The sequence below is a fragment of the Streptomyces sp. NPDC102278 genome, from assembly GCF_044766345.1.
GTDB lineage: Bacteria > Actinomycetota > Actinomycetes > Streptomycetales > Streptomycetaceae > Streptomyces.
In genome coordinates, this window is sequence record NZ_JBIWLV010000013.1 from 134173 (window position 1) to 150171 (window position 15999).

The window sequence follows — 15999 nt, forward strand, 5'->3', positions numbered from 1 at the left end:
TGGTCCATGACATGGACCTTCGGCTCCGACCTGACGGCCTTCCTGGTCGCCGCGCGCCCCGCCGTGGCCGCGCGGCCCGTCGCGAACACCCTGCTCCTGACCGTGACCGAGGCCCTTGAGCGGCTCGGGCCGCACGCCTTCGGCGAGCAGGATCCGCTGTACGGCTGGTGGACCGGCCCGGACGGGGTCGTCGCCGGGGCGCTGCTGTGCACGCCGCCGCGCCCCCTGCTGACGGGCGCGCTGCCCCCGGAGGCGGTCCGGGACCTCGCCGCGGTGCTGGGGACGGAGCCGTCGCTGAGCGGTGTCCGCGGCTTCAACGGTCGCCGCCGGGACGTGGAGGTGCTGACGGCGGCGTGGGGGCGCCCGGTGGTGACCGAGTACCAGCGCCTGTACCGCCTCGGCGGGCTCGTGGCGCCGTCGCCGGCGCCCTCGGGGCGGGTCCGGACCGCCGTCGCGGCGGACCTCCCGCTGCTGCTGACCTGGCTGGAGGCGTTCCGCGTGGAAGCGGACCCGGCCGGTTCGGTCTCCGAGGCCCTGGTGCGCGACCGGCTCGCGTACGGCGGGATCCTGCTGTGGGAGGACGCCGGGACCCCGGTCTCCCTGGCGGGCTTCTCGCGCCCGGCGAGCGGTGCCGCGCGGGTCGGTCCGGTGTACACCCCGCCCGGCGCGCGGGGACGGGGTCACGCCGCGGCGGTGACGCACGCCGCGAGCGAGGCGGCGTCCGCGCGGGGCGCCTCGGAGGTCCTCCTGTTCACCGACCTCGCCAACCCCACGAGCAACGGGGTCTACCTCCGCATCGGGTACGTCCCCGTCGAGGACCGGGCGGTCGCCGTCGCCCGCTGAACCCGGCGCGGCGGCCCCGCCCGGTCCGCCGTCGGCGGGCGCGGGACGGGGCGCCGGGTCAGCCCCGGCCCGTCGGGGGTGTGCGGCTGCCGGCGCGGTAGGGGGCCGGCCAGGGCGCGGCCGGGCCCCGGTACGCCTGGTCGGCGGCGGCGTGCAGGGTCCAGTGCGGGTCGTACAGGTGCGGTCGGCCGACCGCGCAGAGGTCGGCGCGGCCCGCGAGGAGCAGCGAGTTGACGTCGTCCCAGGAGGAGATCGCGCCGACGGCGATGACGGGGACGCCGAGGGCGTTGCGGATCCGGTCGGCGTAGGGGGTCTGGTAGGAGCGCCCGTACTCCGGGCTCTCGTCCGACACGACCTGGCCGGTCGAGACGTCGATGGCGTCCGCCCCTCGGGCGACGAAGGCGGCGGCGATCCGTTCGGCGTCCTCGGGCGTGGTGCCTCCGGGGGCCCAGTCGGTGGCCGAGAGCCGGACCGTCATGGGGCGGTCGGCGGGCCACACCTCCCGGACCGCGTCGAAGACCTCCAGCGGGAAGCGGAGCCGGTTCTCCAGCGGCCCGCCGTACGCGTCGGTGCGGTGGTTGGTGAGCGGGGACAGGAACCCGGAGAGCAGGTAGCCGTGCGCGCAGTGCAGTTCCAACAGGTCGAAGCCGCAGTCGGCGGCCCGGACGGCCGCCGCGGCGAAGTCGGAGCGGATCGCCGGCAGGTCCGCGACCTCCAGGGCGCGGGGAACCGCGGAGATCCCCGGCCGGTAGGGCAGGGCGGAAGCCGCGACCAGGGGCCAGGCGCCCTCGGGGAGCGGGTCGTCCATGCCCTCCCACATCAGGCGCGTGGATCCCTTGCGGCCGGAGTGGCCGAGCTGGACGCCGAGGGCGACGCCGGACGCCCGGGTGTGGACGAAGTCCGCGATCCGCCGCCAGCCGGCCGCCTGTTCGGCGGTGTACAGGCCGGTGCAGCCGGGGGTGATGCGGCCCTCGGCGCTCACGCACACCATCTCGGTCATGACCAGCCCGGCGCCGCCCAGGGCGCGGGCGCCGAGGTGCACCAGGTGGAAGTCGCCGGGCACGCCGGTCCCGTCGGGCGCCGAGTACATGTCCATGGGTGAGACCACGACCCGGTTGCGCAGGGTGAGTCCGCGCAGGGTGAACGGGGTGAACATCGGCGGGGTCTGCTCGTCCGGGCAGCCGAAGTCCCGTTCCACGGCGCGGGTGAACCGCGCGTCGCGCAGCCGCAGGTTGTCGTGGGTCACCCGCCGGCTGCGGGTCAGCAGGTTGAAGGCGAACTGCCGCACGGGCTGGTCGACGTATCCGGCGATGTCCTCGAACCACCGCATGCTGGCGGCCGCGGCCCGTTGGGTGCTGGCCACCGCCGGCCGGCGCGCCGCCTCGTACGCGGCCAGCGCTGCCGGTACGTCCGGTTCGCTCGCCACGGCCTCCGCGAGGGCCAGCGCGTCCTCGACGGCGAGTTTGGTACCGGATCCGATGGAGAAGTGCGCGGTGTGCGCCGCGTCGCCGAGGAGGGCCACGTTGCCCTGCGACCAGCGTGCGTTGACGACGGTGTGGAAGCGGGTCCATGTCGAGCGGTTGCCGCGCAGGGGTCGGCCGCGCAGCGCCTCGCTGAAGATCTTGGCGCAGCGGGCCGCCGACTCGTCCTCGTCGCAGAGGTCCAGGCCCGCCGCCCGCCACACCTCCTCCCGCATCTCGATGATCACGGTGGAGGCGTCGGCCGCGTAGGGGTAGGCGTGCAGTTGCATGACCCCGTGCTCGGTCTCCGCGATCTCGAACCGGAAGGACTCGAAGGCGAAGTCGGCGGCCAGCCAGACGTACCGGCAGCGACCGGGCGTGACGCTCGGGCCGTAGTGTCCGGCGTCGCTCTCCCGGGTCGCGCTGTGCACCCCGTCGGCCGCGATCACCAGGTCGTGCGAGGCCGCGAGTTCCCGGGCGTCCGGTGCCTTCGCCCGGAAGCGGAGTCGAACGCCGAGGCCGGCGCAGCGTTCGTGCAGGATCTCCAGCAGCCGGCGCCGTCCGAGGGCGGCGAAGCCGTGGCCGCCCGAGGTCAGCAGTCGTCCGCGGTGGACGACGTCCACGTCGTCCCAGCGGACGAACTCCTCGCTCAGGGCGGCGTGGACGACCGCGTCGGCCCGTTCGATGCCGCCCAGCGTCTCGTCGGAGAGCACCACGCCGAAGCCGAAGGTGTCGTCCGGGGCGTTGCGCTCCCAGAGCTCCACGGCATGCCCCTGCCGGGCCAGCAGCGCCGCCGCGTACAGTCCGCCCGGTCCCCCGCCCACGACGGCGACCCGCAGGGTCTTCTCGACGGCCATGGGAGCTACCTGCCCTTCCATTGCGGCGGGCGCTTGCCGGTGAAGGCGGCGTGGAACTCCGCGTAGTCGCCGCCGTGCATCAGGAGTGCCTGGGTGTTGGCGTCCAGTTCGACCGAGGCGGCCAGCGGCATGTCGAGTTCGGCGGTCAGCAGCGCCTTGGTCTGGGCGTAGGCCAGGGCCGGGCCGGCCGCCAGGTGGGCGGCGAGTTCGGCGGCCCGCGCGTGGGCCTTGCCCTCCTCGGTGAGCTCGCTGAGCAGACCGATCCGCTCGGCCTCGGGGGCCCGTACGGGTTCTCCGAGCATCAGCAGCCGGGTGGCGTGGCCGAGGCCGACGACCCGGGGCAACAGGTAGGCGGCGCCCATGTCGCCGCCGGAGAGGCCGACGCGGGTGAAGAGGAAGGCGAAGCGGGCGGTGGGGTCGGCGATGCGGAAGTCGGAGGCGAGGGCGAGGACGGCCCCGGCCCCGGCGGCCACCCCGTGGACGGCGGCGATCACCGGGAACGGGCATTCGCGAACGGCCCGGACCACCTGGCCGGTCATCCGGTTGAAGTCGAGCAGTTGGGCGGTGTCCATGGCGAGGGTCGCGCCGATGATCTCGTCCACGTCTCCGCCGGAGCAGAAGCCGCGCCCCTCGCCGCCCAGCACGAGGGCGCGCACGGAGCGCTCACGGGACAGTTCGGCGAGCAGATCGCGCAGGTCGGCGTAGGCGCCGAAGGTGAGCGCGTTCAGCTTTTCGGGGCGGTCGAGGGTGACGGTGGCCACGCCGTCCTGCCGGGTCACCCGGAGGTGGCGCCACCGTTCGGTCGCTGGTGTGGAACCGATGAAGGGGCTCACCCGACCGACGGTATCACCGACTCGTGACTCCCGTCACAGAAACGCGACAGATCTGAAACGCGTGTCGGCGCCCCGGCCGCCGACGGCCCCCGCCGCCGGCCCCGCCGCGTTTCGGACGGGGTGCCCTACAGGGCCACACTTCGGGTTCGTATCGTTGAAACCGGGAGTTACCTGCCACCTGCCCGCCTCCCCATGGATAAGGACAGCCCCGCCTTGCCCGACCCATCCGCCTGGCGGATCGCCCTGCCGCACACGGCCGCCGCCGTTCCGATCGCCCGCGCCCTGGTCCGTACCGCCCTCGCCGACGTCGAACCGTCCGCCGACAGCGACACCGCGGAACTCCTGACCGCCGAGCTGGTCGCCAACGCCGTCGAGCACACCGCGGGCCGGACCCCGATCGAACTGGTCGTGGAGCTGCTGGCGAACGGCTGCCAGGTCGAGGTGCACGACGGCGACCCGCGACCGCCCGGCGATCTCGTGACCCGGCGGGACGACGCGCACCCCGACCCCTGGCAGGAGCACGGCCGGGGGTTGCTGCTGATCCGGACGCTGAGTTCCGCCTGTGGCCACCGGCCCACCGCGCGGGGCAAGGCGGTGTGGTTCACGCTGCCCGCCCGCCGGCACGCGTGACGAGGCGGCGCACACCGCACCCACACGACCGGCTACCGGCGAACCCCGACGCGGCCGCGACCGCGACCCGCGACCCGCGACCCGCATGACTATGCGGAGAGATCCGCTCCGGGCTTGCCCAGCGTCGCCACCAGCACGGCCTTGATGGTGTGCAGGCGGTTCTCGGCCTGGTCGAAGACCAGCGAGCGCTCGGACTCGAACACCTCGTCCGTCACCTCCAGGGACTCCAGCCCGTGCCGCTCGTGGATCTCCCGCGCCACCGCGGTCCCGAGGTCGTGGAAGGCCGGCAGGCAGTGCAGGAACCGCACGTCCGGGTTGCCGGTGGCGCGCAGCACGTCCATCGTCACGGCGTACGGGGCCAGGGCCGCGATCCGCTCGTCCCAGACCTCCTTGGGCTCGCCCATGGACACCCAGATGTCGGTGACGACGAAATCGGCCTGCGCCACGCCCTCGGCGATCTCCTCGGTGAGGGTGATCCGGGCGCCGCTGCGCGTCGCGAGGTCGCGGGCCGCGGCCACCACGGACTCGGCGGGCCAGTAGGCGCGGGGCGCGACGATCCGCACGTCCATGCCCAGCAGCGCGCCGGTCACCAGGTAGGAGTTGCCCATGTTGAAGCGGGCGTCGCCGAGGTAGGCGAAGGCGATCCGCTCCAACGGCTTGGCGCAGTGCTCGGTCATGGTGAGCGCGTCGGCCAGCATCTGGGTGGGGTGCCAGTCGTCGGTGAGGCCGTTGAAGACGGGCACGCCGGAGTGCGCGGCGAGCTCCTCGACGATCTCCTGGCTGTCGCCCCGGTACTCGATCCCGTCGAACATCCGGCCGAGCACCCGGGCGGTGTCCTTGACGGACTCCTTGTGCCCCATCTGGGACCCGGTGGGGTCCAGGTAGGTGGTGTGGGCGCCCTGGTCGGCGGCGGCGACCTCGAAGGCGCAGCGGGTGCGGGTGGAGGTCTTCTCGAAGATCAGCGCGATGTTGCGCCCCTGGAGCCGGCGCCGCTCGGTCCCGGCCCGCTTGGCGGCCTTGAGGTCGGCGGCGAGCGCGATCAGGCCGCGGAACTCGGCGGCGGTGAAGTCGAGCTCCTTGAGGAAACTGCGGCCGACGAGATCGGTGGCCATGGGGACACTCCAGGGTGACACTGACAGGGAATGCTGGAAGTCTATACGATCCTCCGCATTGATATACAGCCCCATTCCCGGGTGTGGTCACCGCCCACCGCCGCCCTCCGGCCGACGTCAGACCGGGTCCCGCTCCACGGGACAGCTCATGCAGCGCGGCCCGCCCCGCCCCCGTCCGAGTTCGCTGCCCGGGATCTCGATGACCTCGATGCCCTCCCGGCGCAGATGGGTGTTGGTGGTGACGTTGCGCTCGTACGCGACCACCACCCCCGGCTCCACCGCCAGCACGTTGCAGCCGTCGTCCCACTGCTCCCGCTCCGCCGAGTGCACGTCCTGGGTGGCGGTCAGCACCTTGATCGAGTCCAGTCCGAGCGCGGCCGCGATGGCCCGGTGCATGTGCTCCGGCGGGTGGTCGGTCACCTTGAGCTCGCTCGCCTCGGATCCCGGCTCGATCGTGTAGGAGCGCAGCATGCCCAGTCCCGCGTACTGAGTGAACGTATCTGCGGCCACCATCGTCATCACCGTGTCCAGGTGCATGAAGGCCCGCCGCTTGGGCATGTCCAGCGCCACGATGGTGGTCGCCGACCCGGCCGCGAACAGTCCGCGGGCCAGCATCTCCACGGCCTGCGGGGTGGTGCGCTCGCTCATCCCGATCAGCACGGCGCCGTTGCCGATGACCAGGACGTCGCCGCCCTCGATCGTCGAGGGGTAGTCGGCCTGCCCCTGCGACCAGTAGTGGAAGGCGCCGCAGGAGGTGAAGAGCGGGTGGTGCTTGTAGATCGCCTCGAAGTGGACGGTCTCGCGCTGCCGGGCCGGCCAGCGCATGGCGTTGATGGACACCCCGTCGTAGATCCAGGCGGAGGTGTCGCGGGTGAACAGGTGGTTGGGCAGCGGCCCCAGCAGGAAGTCGTCCAGTTCCATGGCGTGGAAGCGGACCGACACCGGCTCGGCGTGCGCCTCCAGGAACTCCCGCTTGGTCATCCCGCCGACCAGCGCCTCGGCGAGCGCGTGCGCGGACAGCCCGTCGAAGACCGACCGCAGGTGGTCGGTGGCCAGCGGCCCGTACTCCTTCTCGTCGAAGACCCGGTCGAGGACGAGGTGTCTCGCCTCCGGGATGTCGAGGGCCTCCCGGAGCAGGTCGCCGAAGAGGTGCACGGCGACGCCCCGGTCGCGCAACACGTCCGCGAAACCGTCGTGTTCCTGGCGGGCGCGCCGCACCCACAGGACGTCGTCGAAGAGCAGGGCGTCCTTGTTGCTTGGTGTGAGCCTCTTCAGCTCCAGGTCGGGCCGGTGGAGGATGACGCGGCGAAGCCGCCCGGTCTCGGAGTCGACGTGGAATCCCATGCCGTACACATTCCCAGAACGGGCGGCCTTTTGAACTGGCGTCGGCCCAGCGGCCTCGGGGCGGGCCGAGAAGCCCTCAGCGCAGGCCGAGAAGTGCCGCCGGGGCACCGGTGAGCTCGGGGCCGGTCAGACCCAGCTTCGGGGTGGTCAGGCGCGGGATCCCGTAGTTGCTCCCGTCCGGCATGCTCAGCGGGGCGCCGATCACCGCACCGGGGCTCTTGGTGTGCAAGGTGGTCGAAGGGGCCTCCACCGAACCCTCGCCGTCCGTCTCGGGGCTGCCCGCCAGGTTCGGCACCGGGGAGGTGACGAGGGTGTGGCCGAGGTCGGTGCCGATCGGGACCACCGGGAGCAGTGGGGTCGGAAGCAGGTCTCCCGAGTGGTGGCGCGGGGCCTCGGGGGCGCCGACGACCGGCACCGGAACTCCGGTGGCCACACGCGGGGTGTCCACGCCCAGCGTGGTCTCGACGGCCTCAAGCGGGACGGCGACGGGTACCGCGTCGGCCAGGGCCGGGGTGGTCGCGCCGGCCGCCGCCAGACAGGTCATGAGCGCCGCAATGCTTCCGCGCGCGGTCATCTTCATAGGTGGGGTTCCGTCCTTTCGGGGTCGCGGACGTTCCGCTGCCCTGGATGAACGATCCCGCCGGTGGTTTTCCCGGAGTTCTCCGCGAAAGTTCCCCCATACGACCTAATTCGAGGCCGTACGGGGGCCCTTGCTTTACGCGCCGTGCGGGCGGCTCGGCCCGCACGGGCTCACAGCCGCGGGTCGACCGGCTCCGACTCCAACGCGAGGACGGCGAACACCGCCTCGTGCACCCGCCACAACGGTTCCCCGGCCGCCAGCCGGTCCAGCGCCTCCAACCCCAGGGCGTACTCGCGCAGGGCGAGCGAGCGCTTGTGGCCGAGGAACCGTCCGCGCAGCCGCTCCAGGTGGTCCGGGCGCGTGTACTCCGGACCGTAGATGATCCGCAGGTACTCGCGCCCGCGCACCTTCACCCCCGGCTGGGCCAGGCGCCCCTTGCCGTCCCGGGCGTACGCCGTGAGCGGTTTGACGACCATCCCCTCGCCGCCGGCGGCGGTGAGTTCCAGCCACCAGTCGGTGCCCGCCCGCACGGAGGCCTCGTCGCCGGTGTCGACCAGGATCCGCCCGGTGCGGCGCAACAGCCCGGTGCCGGCCGCCTCGTCGGCGGCGACGAGCCGGTCCAGCAGGGCCAACTGCTCGTCGTGCGGCACCGCGGCCAGCGAGCGGCCGGCGGCCGCCAGTACCTGGAACGGCGCGAACCGTACGCCGTCCAGCCCGTCGGTGCTCCAGCAGTAGCGCCGGTAGGCGTCGGTGAACAGGGCCGCGTCGCCGGCCCGGTCGCGCTGACGGGCGGCCAGCGCGGCGGTGTCCACCCCCCGCGCCCCGGCCGCGTCCAGGGCGGCGAGGGCGTCGGGGAACACCGCGCGGGAGGCGGCGCCCACGGCGGCGTACTGGTTGCGCAGCAGCCCCGTTGACTTCAGCGACCAGGGCAGCAGTTCCCCGTCGAGGAGCAGCCAGTCGGTGTCGAGTTCCTCCCACGTCCCGGCGTCGGTGACCGCCCGGCGGATCCGGGTGAGCACCTCCTCGGTGACCTCGAGGTCCTGGAAGAAGGGCCGCCCGGTGCGGGTGTGGACGGAGCCCGTGGGACCGTCCACCCCGAACCGCTCGCGCGCGGCGGCGGCGTCCCGGCACACCAGGACGGTGGCGCGGGAGCCCATGTGCTTCTCCTCGCACACCACCCGCTCGACGCCGTCCTCGCGGTACTGCTCGAAGGCCTCGGCGGGGTGTTCCAGGTAGCCCTCCACCCGCGAGGTGGCCGTGGGCGCCATCGTGGGCGGCAGGTACGGGAGCAGCCGCGGGTCCACCGCGAAGCGGCTCATGACCTCCAGGGCCGCCGCCGCGTTCTCCTCGCGCACGGTGACGTTGCCCAGGTGGCGGGTCTCGACGATCCGGCGGCCGTGGACGTCGTTCAGGTCGAGCGGGCGTCCGTCGTGTCCGCCCGGCGTCTCGGCGACGAGCGGCTTGACCGGCTCGTACCAGACCTTCTCGGCCGGTACGTCGACCAGTTCGCGCTCGGGCCAGCGCAGGGCGGTCATCTTCCCGCCGAAGACCGCGCCGGTGTCGAGGCAGATGGTGTTGTTGATCCAGGCCGTGTTCGGCACCGGAGTGTGGCCGTAGACGACGACGGCCTTGCCCCGGTAGTCCTCCGCCCACGGGTGGCGCACGGGCAGGCCGAACTCGTCGGTCTCGCCGGTGGTCTCGCCGTACAGGGCGTGCGAACGGACCCGGCCGGAAGTGCGACCGTGGTACTTCTCGGGAAGGCCGGCGTGGCAGACCACCAGCCTGCCGCCGTCGAGCACGTAGTGGCTGACCAGGCCGGCGATGAACGTCCGTACCTCCCGGACGAACTCCTCCGGCTCGCGGGCGAGCTGCTCGATGGTCTCGGCCAGGCCGTGGGTGCGTCGCACGTCGGCCCCCTTGAGGTGGCGGCCCAGCTTGTTCTCGTGGTTCCCCGGTACGCACAGGGCGTTGCCCGAGCCGACCATGCCCATCACGCGGCGCAGGACGCCGGGGCTGTCCGGGCCCCGGTCGACGAGGTCGCCGACGAAGACGGCGGTGCGGCCCTCGGGGTGGACGCCGTCCTCGTAGCCGAGCTTGGCGAGCAGGGTCTCCAGCTCGGACGCGCAGCCGTGGATGTCTCCGATGATGTCGAAGGGGCCGGTGAGGTGGGTGAGGTCGTTGAAGCGCTTCTCCAACACCACCTCGGCCGTCTCGACCTCCTCGACGGTGCGCAGGACGTGCACCTTGCGGAACCCCTCGCGCTCCAGTCCGCGCAGCGAGCGGCGCAGTTCGCTCCGGTGCCGCTGGATGACCTGGCGCGGCATGCCGGCCCGGTCGGGGCGGGTGGCGTTGCGTTCCGCGCAGACCGCCTCGGGCATGTCGAGGACGATGGCGATGGGCAGGACGTCGTGTTCGCGGGCCAGCCTGACCAGCTGCCGGCGGGACTCCTGCTGCACGCTGGTCGCGTCGATGACGGTGAGGCGCCCCGCGGCGAGCCGTTTGCCGGCGATGTGGTGCAGGACGTCGAAGGCGTCCTTGCTCGCGCTCTGGTCGTTCTCGTCGTCGGCGACCAGGCCCCGGCAGAAGTCGGAGGAGAGGACCTCGGTCGGCTTGAAGTGCCGACGGGCGAAGGTGGACTTGCCCGATCCGGTGGCGCCGATGAGCACGACGAGGGACAGGTCGGTGACGGGGAGCACGCGCCCCCGGTCGGTGGTGGCGCCGTCTTCGGCGGCGGTGGTGGTGCCGTGTTCGGTGCTCATGCCGCCTCGCCCTCCTTCGGGGTGTCGGTGTCGGTGTCGGCGTCGGTGAGGGTGTGGCCGGGGGTGCGGCCGTGCGGGGCCTCGGCGGCGGCGCCGTCCGCGCGGGTGAAGACGGCCAGCTGGGTCGGCGCTCCGACCTCCGGGTCCTCGTCCCCGACGGGCACGTGGGATACGCGGTAGCCGTGGCGCCCGGCGACCCGGTCCGCCCAGGCCCGGAACTCCGCCCGGGTCCACTCGAAGCGGTGGTCGCCGTGCCGGACGTGTCCGGCGGGCAGGGATTCCCAACGGACGTTGTACTCGACGTTCGGGGTGGTCACCAGGACCGTACGCGGGCGGGCCGAGCCGAACACCGCGTACTCCAGCGCGGGCAGCCGGGGCAGGTCCACGTGCTCGATGACCTCGCTGAGGACGGCCGCGTCATAGCCCGCCAGCCGCTTGTCGGTGTACGCCAGGGAGCCCTGGATGAGGGTGAGGCGGGAACTCTGCCGCTCCCCCATCCGCTCGGGTCGCAGCCGCTTGACGGCGGTGCCGAGGGCCCGCATCGACACGTCCACCCCGACGACCTCCGTGAACGACACGTCCTTGAGCAGGGCCTGCAGCAACTGCCCCTGACCGCAGCCCAGGTCGAGGACGCGGGCCGCGCCGGCGGCGCGCAGCGCGCCGAGGATCGCCTCGCGGCGCCGCACCGCGAGCGGGACCGGGCGCTCCTCGGTGTCCTTCGTCTCGTCCACGGCGTTGTCGATCTCCTCGACCTCGCTGCCGTCCACCTCGGCGAGGCGCAGCAGCTCCAGGCGTTCCAGGGCGTCCTGGGTGAGCCGCTTGTGGCGGGCGAGGTAGCGGGCGGTGATGAGCCCGTTCTCGGGGTGGCCGGCCAGCCAGCCGTCGCCGGCGCGCAGCAGCTTGTCCACCTCGTCGGGCGCCACCCAGTAGTGCTTGGCGTCGTCCAGCACGGGCAGCAGGACGTACAGCTGACGCAACGCGTCCGCCAGGCGCAGCTCACCCTCCAGCACGAGCCGCACGTACCGGGAGTCGCCCCACTCGGGGAACCGTTCGTCGAGCGGTACGGGCGTCACGCCGACGGACTCCCACCCCAGCGGGCCGAACAGTCGGCGCACCAGCTCCTCCCCACCCCGGGCGGGCAGCGCTGGGATCTCGATCCGCAGCGGGCGGGCCTGCTCCGGCAGCTCCGGGCGGGCCACGCACCGCCCCTTGAGGGCGATGCCGAAGACCCCGCTCAGCGCGACGGCCAGCAGCGAGGACGCGGCGTACGGACGGTCGTTGACGTACTGCGCGAGGGCCGCGTCCGGCGCTCCGCCGCGCCCCTTGCCCTGCCCGCGGCGCACGAGCGCGACGGGGTCCACTTCCAGCAGCAGCGCCGCCGTGCACACCTCGTCGGACGCCGCGGGGTAGAACACGTGCGCGGTGCCGTGGGAGGTGGAGAACGCCTGAGCCTTCCCGGGATGCTTGTGCAGCAGAAAGCCCAGGTCGGTGGCGGGACGTGCGGCGGTACCGGTAGTGGAGATCGTCAGGAACATGCGGTCGAGTATCGGTGGATCGCGGCCCCCCGGACTACGGAATTCCGGTCGGGGGAGGCGCCCTCTCCCCCCGCTCGGCCCGCTTTCCGTCTCATTCCCCGTACACCGGCCGGCACGTTTTGGCATTCTCGCTACTTTGAACGCCATTCGACCCACGCGCTTCCCGGGAGACCCGTGTACCCACCACCCCACGCCTACGCGCCCGCCCACCCCGTCAGACGGTGGTGGCAGCACCCCGCGCTGATCATCACCGCCCTGGTCCTGCTGCCCCCGGCCGGCATCGCACTGGCCTGGACGAGCCGGTGGAGCCGGACACAGAAGATCGTCGCCACCGTCCTGTCCGGGGTGTGGTTCCTGATCGTGATGCTGTCGGACCCGCCGAAGGAGCCCGTCGACGACGCGAAGCCGGCGGCGGCCGCGACCGCCACGGCCTCCCCCTCCCCCACCTCGACGGCGAGCCCGAGCCCCACGCCCACCCCGAGCGCGGAGCCCGTGATGCCGGCGGTCGTCGGCAAGCCGTTCGCCGAGGCGGAGAAGGCGGTCGAGGCCCTGGTCAAGGGCGAGTTGACCGCTCGTAGCGCGTACGCGGACGTCCCCCTCCCCGCGAACCACACGACCTGGCTCGTCTGCTTCCAGAGCCTGGGCGCGGGCACTCGACTCGGCGCGAACACGGCCGGCGCCGACGTCCACCTCGTCGCGCCGGGCACCGCCTGCCCGGCATCGGTCGGAGCCACGCTCCGCCCGAAGCCGAAACCGAAGCCGACCCCCACCGAAACCGACGACGACGCGAACGGCACGGGCTCCGGCTCCACGTCGAGTTCGGGCTCCTCGACGAGCGGCGGCGGCTCGTCCGGCACCGGCGGCGGCTCGTCCTCGACCGGTGGTGGATCCTCGTCCACGACCGGCGGCTCCTCGACCGGGGACGGATCCGCCTCCTCGACCGGCGGCGCGAGCGTCTCCTACCGGAACTGCGCCGCCGTGCGGGCGGCCGGCGCCGCCCCCATCCGGCGGGGCGACCCCGGCTACGGAAGTCACCTCGACCGGGACGGCGACGGCATCGCCTGCGAGTAGCCGCCCGGGGGCCCGCCGGGCCGGCTAACCGTCCCGCAGCCGCCCGGCCAGGGCCGCGATCTCGGCCGGGCCGACCCGGCAACAGCCGCCGACGAGTCGGGCGCCCGCGGCGCGCCAGTCCTCCACCGGCCAGGGGGCCGGTCTGGCCGGGGCCTGCCAGGTGCCGGTTTCGGCCCGCCACACGGAGCCGTCGTTCGGGTAGGCCACGAGCGGTTTCCCGGTGACCTCGGCCGCGACCCGCAGGGACGGGAGGACGTCCCGCGGGTCGCAGCAGTTGACCCCGACCGCGATGACCCCGGGAGCCCCGGCGGCCGGGGCGAAGGCCTCGGCAAGGGACTGCCCGGCCCGGGTCCGGCCGTCGGCCACCGTGTAGCTCAGCCAGGCGGGGGCGCCCGTCTGCGCCACGACCGTGAGCAGCGCCTCGGCCTCGACGGCGTCCGGGACGGTCTCCAGGGCCAACACGTCGGGTTCCGCCGCCAACAGCGCCTCGATGCGGGGCCGGTGGAAGTCGACCAGTTCGCGCACCTCCAGGCCGTAGCGCCCCCGGTACTCGGAGCCGTCCGCGAGCACCGCACCGTACGGGCCGACGCTCGCGGCCACCCAGACGTCCTGCTCGGCGGCCTCGGCGGCCTCGGCGGCCAACCGCACGCTGCGGCCCAGCAGGGCCGTGGTCCGCTCCCGCCCGTACCCCCGGGCGGCGAAGGCCTCGTACCCGACCTGGTAGCTCGCGGTGATCAGCACCTCGGCGCCGGCCCGGACGTAGGCCGTGTGGGCGGCCCGGATCAGGTCCGGCCGCTCGGCGAGCACCCGGCCCGTCCAGAGACCGCCGGACAGGTCGAGGCCCTGGGCGGCGAGTTGGTTGCTCAGCCCGCCGTCCAGGAGCACGGCCGTGTCGAGCACGGCCGTGTCGAGCAGGGCTTCCGCGAGCGGGCGACGGGCACGGGGCATCGGATCCGCCTCCCTCAGCCGAGCTGGGACAGTACCTGGGCGGAGATCAGCTCCAAGTGGTCCAGGTCGTCGAGGTCGAGCAGCTGGAGGTAGACCCGGGAGGCGCCGATCGCCCCGTACGTACCGATCTTCTCGACCACCTCGGCCGGGGAACCGGCCAGACCGTTGGCCTTGAGCTCGTCCACCTCGCGGCCGATCGCCGCGGCCCGGCGCGCCACTTCCGCGTCGTCCCTGCCCACGCAGACCACGAGCGCGTTGGAGTAGACGAGTTCGCCGGGCTTTCGCCCCGCCTCCTCGGCGGCGGCCCGGACCCGGCCGAACTGCCGCTCGCTGTCGGCGATCGACGCGAACGGCATGTTGAACTCGTCCGCGTACCGGGCCGCGAGACGCGGTGTGCGCTTCGCTCCGTGTCCGCCGATGAGGACGGGCACCTTGGCCTGGGCCGGCTTGGGCAGGGCCGGGGACTTCTCCAGCTGGTAGTGGGTCCCCCGGTAGTCGAAGGTGGCGCCGGGGGCGGTGGCCCACAGGCCGGTGACGATGGCCAGCTGCTCCTCCAGCCGGGCCATCCGCTCCGCCGGGAAGGGGATCCCGTACGCCTTGTGCTCGTCCTCGAACCAGCCTGCACCCAGCCCGAGTTCGACGCGGCCGCCGGACATCTGGTCGACCTGGGCCACCTGGATGGCGAGGACCCCGGGCAGCCGGAAGGTACCGGCCGTCATCAGGGTGCCCAGCCGGATCCGTTTGGTCTCCCGGGCCAGGCCGGCGAGGGTGATCCAGGCGTCGGTGGGGCCGGGCAGGCCGTCGGCCGACCCCATCCGCAGGTAGTGGTCGGAACGGAAGAACGCGTCGAACCCGAGGTCCTCGGTGGCCTTGGCGACGGTCAGCAGGGTCTCGTAGCTCGCGCCCTGCTGGGGCTCGGTGAAAATTCGGAGGTCCATGCTCCTATCCTGCCCCTCCCACCCCACCCGGGTGAATCTCCGTCAGCCGGACGGTCCACCCCGGTCCCGCCAGTGACCGGCCCCGATGGGGATCGTTGGCTCGGACGGAGCCGGACCCCCGGCCCGCGCGCCGCCGGCCTCGCGCCCGGCGCGACCGCCGCTCCTGCCCCCGCGGAAGGGCCAGAGCCGAGGAGGACGCCATGACCCATGAGGCCGTGCCGGAGACCCCCCGACAGACACTCCGGATCGGACAGGCCGCGCCCGATTCCGCCCGCCAGGAGTCCGGGGCGCCGAAGGGTCTGCTCCAGCAGATGGAGGAGCTGATGGCCGCGCTGAACGCCGACCTGTCCCGCCTCGACGCCGACCTCCAGTGCGCTCCGCAGCGCACCGGGTCCGACCACGGCGACCACCGCGATGTCGCCACAGGCCCCGACGGTTGCGGCGCGTCCGCCGGCCCGGGCGGCCGGGCCACCGAGAACCACGGCGCCTCGTACCGGTCGTAGCGACCGAGCGGGTCCCGTCACCGCCGGAACGTCCCCGCTCAGGAGACGCCCGAGGCGGAGCCCCGTTCACGGACGGATATCTTGCGCAGTATCGCCCGCACCCGGTCGCTCGACTCGTCGGCCGCGTCGATGGACTCGATGCACTGCCAGTACAGACCCTCGTCGTCCGTCCCGCAGGCCACCCCGACCAGTGCTATGCCGACTTCGCCGAGCAGTGCCTGAAGCCCCAGCAGTGCCTGCCGGACATCGGCCACCCCGGCCAGTTGTGCCGCTCTCGGCGGCAGCTCGGGCGCGCTGCCCTCACCCCGCAGTGCCGCGCGGTCGAGCACTCCGCAGCCTCTGCCTCCCGCTTCTCCCAGTCCCCGTGCCTCCGCTCTCAGCTCCGGCGGCCCGGTGACCGCCAGCCAGCTCCCTATCCCCTGCGCGAGCGCCTGGGCCTGCCAGGCCTCGCCCACGATGTCCCACGCAGCCCCACTCTGTGCCAGCGCGTGCCGGCCGGCCGCGATGAGCCGTACCGCATCCATATGCCGTCCCCCGTCCGCACGACATCCCACCGTTCTCCACTACCCAGAGTGAAGGCAAGGAG

The 15999-nt window shown here is 73.3% G+C and carries 14 protein-coding genes; 4 read left to right on the forward strand and 10 right to left on the reverse strand.

Annotated features, from left to right (window positions below; genetic code table 11):
• Nucleotides 1–6 precede the first annotated feature (6 nt).
• Complete coding sequence (locus tag ACIRO3_RS27660; protein ID WP_404141340.1) at nucleotides 7–843, forward strand: GNAT family N-acetyltransferase; 837 nt, start codon at nucleotides 7–9, stop codon at nucleotides 841–843.
• A gap of 58 nt (nucleotides 844–901) precedes the next feature.
• On the opposite strand, the gene ACIRO3_RS27665 is transcribed toward ACIRO3_RS27660, so the two are convergent.
• Nucleotides 902–3160 (reverse strand): bifunctional salicylyl-CoA 5-hydroxylase/oxidoreductase, encoded by a 2259-nt coding sequence (locus tag ACIRO3_RS27665; RefSeq protein WP_404141342.1) that lies wholly within the window; start codon nucleotides 3158–3160, stop codon nucleotides 902–904.
• Nucleotides 3161–3165: 5 nt separating this feature from the next.
• Entirely contained in the window at nucleotides 3166–3993 is an 828-nt protein-coding gene (locus tag ACIRO3_RS27670; RefSeq protein WP_361774751.1) for an enoyl-CoA hydratase family protein, read from the reverse strand.
• Between the two features lie 192 nt (nucleotides 3994–4185).
• Here ACIRO3_RS27670 and ACIRO3_RS27675 point away from each other — a divergent pair, with 192 nt between their 5' ends.
• The gene (locus ACIRO3_RS27675; RefSeq protein WP_366150084.1) at nucleotides 4186–4623 is read left to right on the forward strand and encodes an ATP-binding protein; all 438 of its coding nucleotides are present in this window, start codon (nucleotides 4186–4188) and stop codon (nucleotides 4621–4623) included.
• Nucleotides 4624–4712: 89 nt separating this feature from the next.
• Here ACIRO3_RS27675 and argF read toward each other — a convergent pair whose 3' ends face one another.
• From argF to ACIRO3_RS27700, 5 genes are all read right to left on the reverse strand, one after another.
• Nucleotides 4713–5735, reverse strand: a complete 1023-nt coding sequence (argF, locus tag ACIRO3_RS27680) for an ornithine carbamoyltransferase (protein ID WP_404141344.1) — start codon at nucleotides 5733–5735, stop codon at nucleotides 4713–4715.
• A gap of 117 nt (nucleotides 5736–5852) precedes the next feature.
• A complete protein-coding gene (locus tag ACIRO3_RS27685; protein WP_404141346.1) occupies nucleotides 5853–7079 on the reverse strand; it encodes an arginine deiminase in 1227 nt (408 codons plus the stop codon).
• A gap of 76 nt (nucleotides 7080–7155) precedes the next feature.
• Complete coding sequence (locus tag ACIRO3_RS27690) at nucleotides 7156–7659, reverse strand: hypothetical protein (protein ID WP_404141348.1); 504 nt, start codon at nucleotides 7657–7659, stop codon at nucleotides 7156–7158.
• 170 nt (nucleotides 7660–7829) lie between these two features.
• Nucleotides 7830–10418, reverse strand: coding sequence for a polynucleotide kinase-phosphatase (locus ACIRO3_RS27695; RefSeq protein ID WP_404141350.1), 2589 nt, complete (start codon nucleotides 10416–10418; stop codon nucleotides 7830–7832).
• Entirely contained in the window at nucleotides 10415–11953 is a 1539-nt protein-coding gene (locus tag ACIRO3_RS27700; RefSeq protein WP_404141352.1) for a 3' terminal RNA ribose 2'-O-methyltransferase Hen1, read from the reverse strand. Before ACIRO3_RS27700 ends, ACIRO3_RS27695 begins: the two co-directional genes overlap by 4 nt.
• Before the next feature lie 174 nt (nucleotides 11954–12127).
• On the opposite strand from ACIRO3_RS27700, the gene ACIRO3_RS27705 reads away from it, so the two are divergent.
• Nucleotides 12128–13024: an excalibur calcium-binding domain-containing protein gene (locus tag ACIRO3_RS27705; RefSeq protein WP_404141354.1), complete on the forward strand. Its 897-nt coding sequence runs from the start codon at nucleotides 12128–12130 to the stop codon at nucleotides 13022–13024.
• 24 nt (nucleotides 13025–13048) lie between these two features.
• Here the strand turns inward: ACIRO3_RS27705 and mmuM are convergent, their stop codons facing one another.
• Nucleotides 13049–13972, reverse strand: coding sequence for a homocysteine S-methyltransferase (mmuM, locus tag ACIRO3_RS27710; RefSeq protein ID WP_404141356.1), 924 nt, complete (start codon nucleotides 13970–13972; stop codon nucleotides 13049–13051).
• Nucleotides 13973–13986: 14 nt separating this feature from the next.
• Nucleotides 13987–14910, reverse strand: coding sequence for an LLM class F420-dependent oxidoreductase (locus tag ACIRO3_RS27715; RefSeq protein WP_404141358.1), 924 nt, complete (start codon nucleotides 14908–14910; stop codon nucleotides 13987–13989).
• Nucleotides 14911–15110: 200 nt separating this feature from the next.
• Here ACIRO3_RS27715 and ACIRO3_RS27720 point away from each other — a divergent pair, with 200 nt between their 5' ends.
• Complete coding sequence (locus tag ACIRO3_RS27720; RefSeq protein WP_404141360.1) at nucleotides 15111–15413, forward strand: hypothetical protein; 303 nt, start codon at nucleotides 15111–15113, stop codon at nucleotides 15411–15413.
• 38 nt (nucleotides 15414–15451) lie between these two features.
• On the opposite strand, the gene ACIRO3_RS27725 is transcribed toward ACIRO3_RS27720, so the two are convergent.
• Entirely contained in the window at nucleotides 15452–15937 is a 486-nt protein-coding gene (locus tag ACIRO3_RS27725) for a DUF6099 family protein (RefSeq protein WP_361774781.1), read from the reverse strand.
• Between the last annotated feature and the right edge of the window lie 62 nt (nucleotides 15938–15999).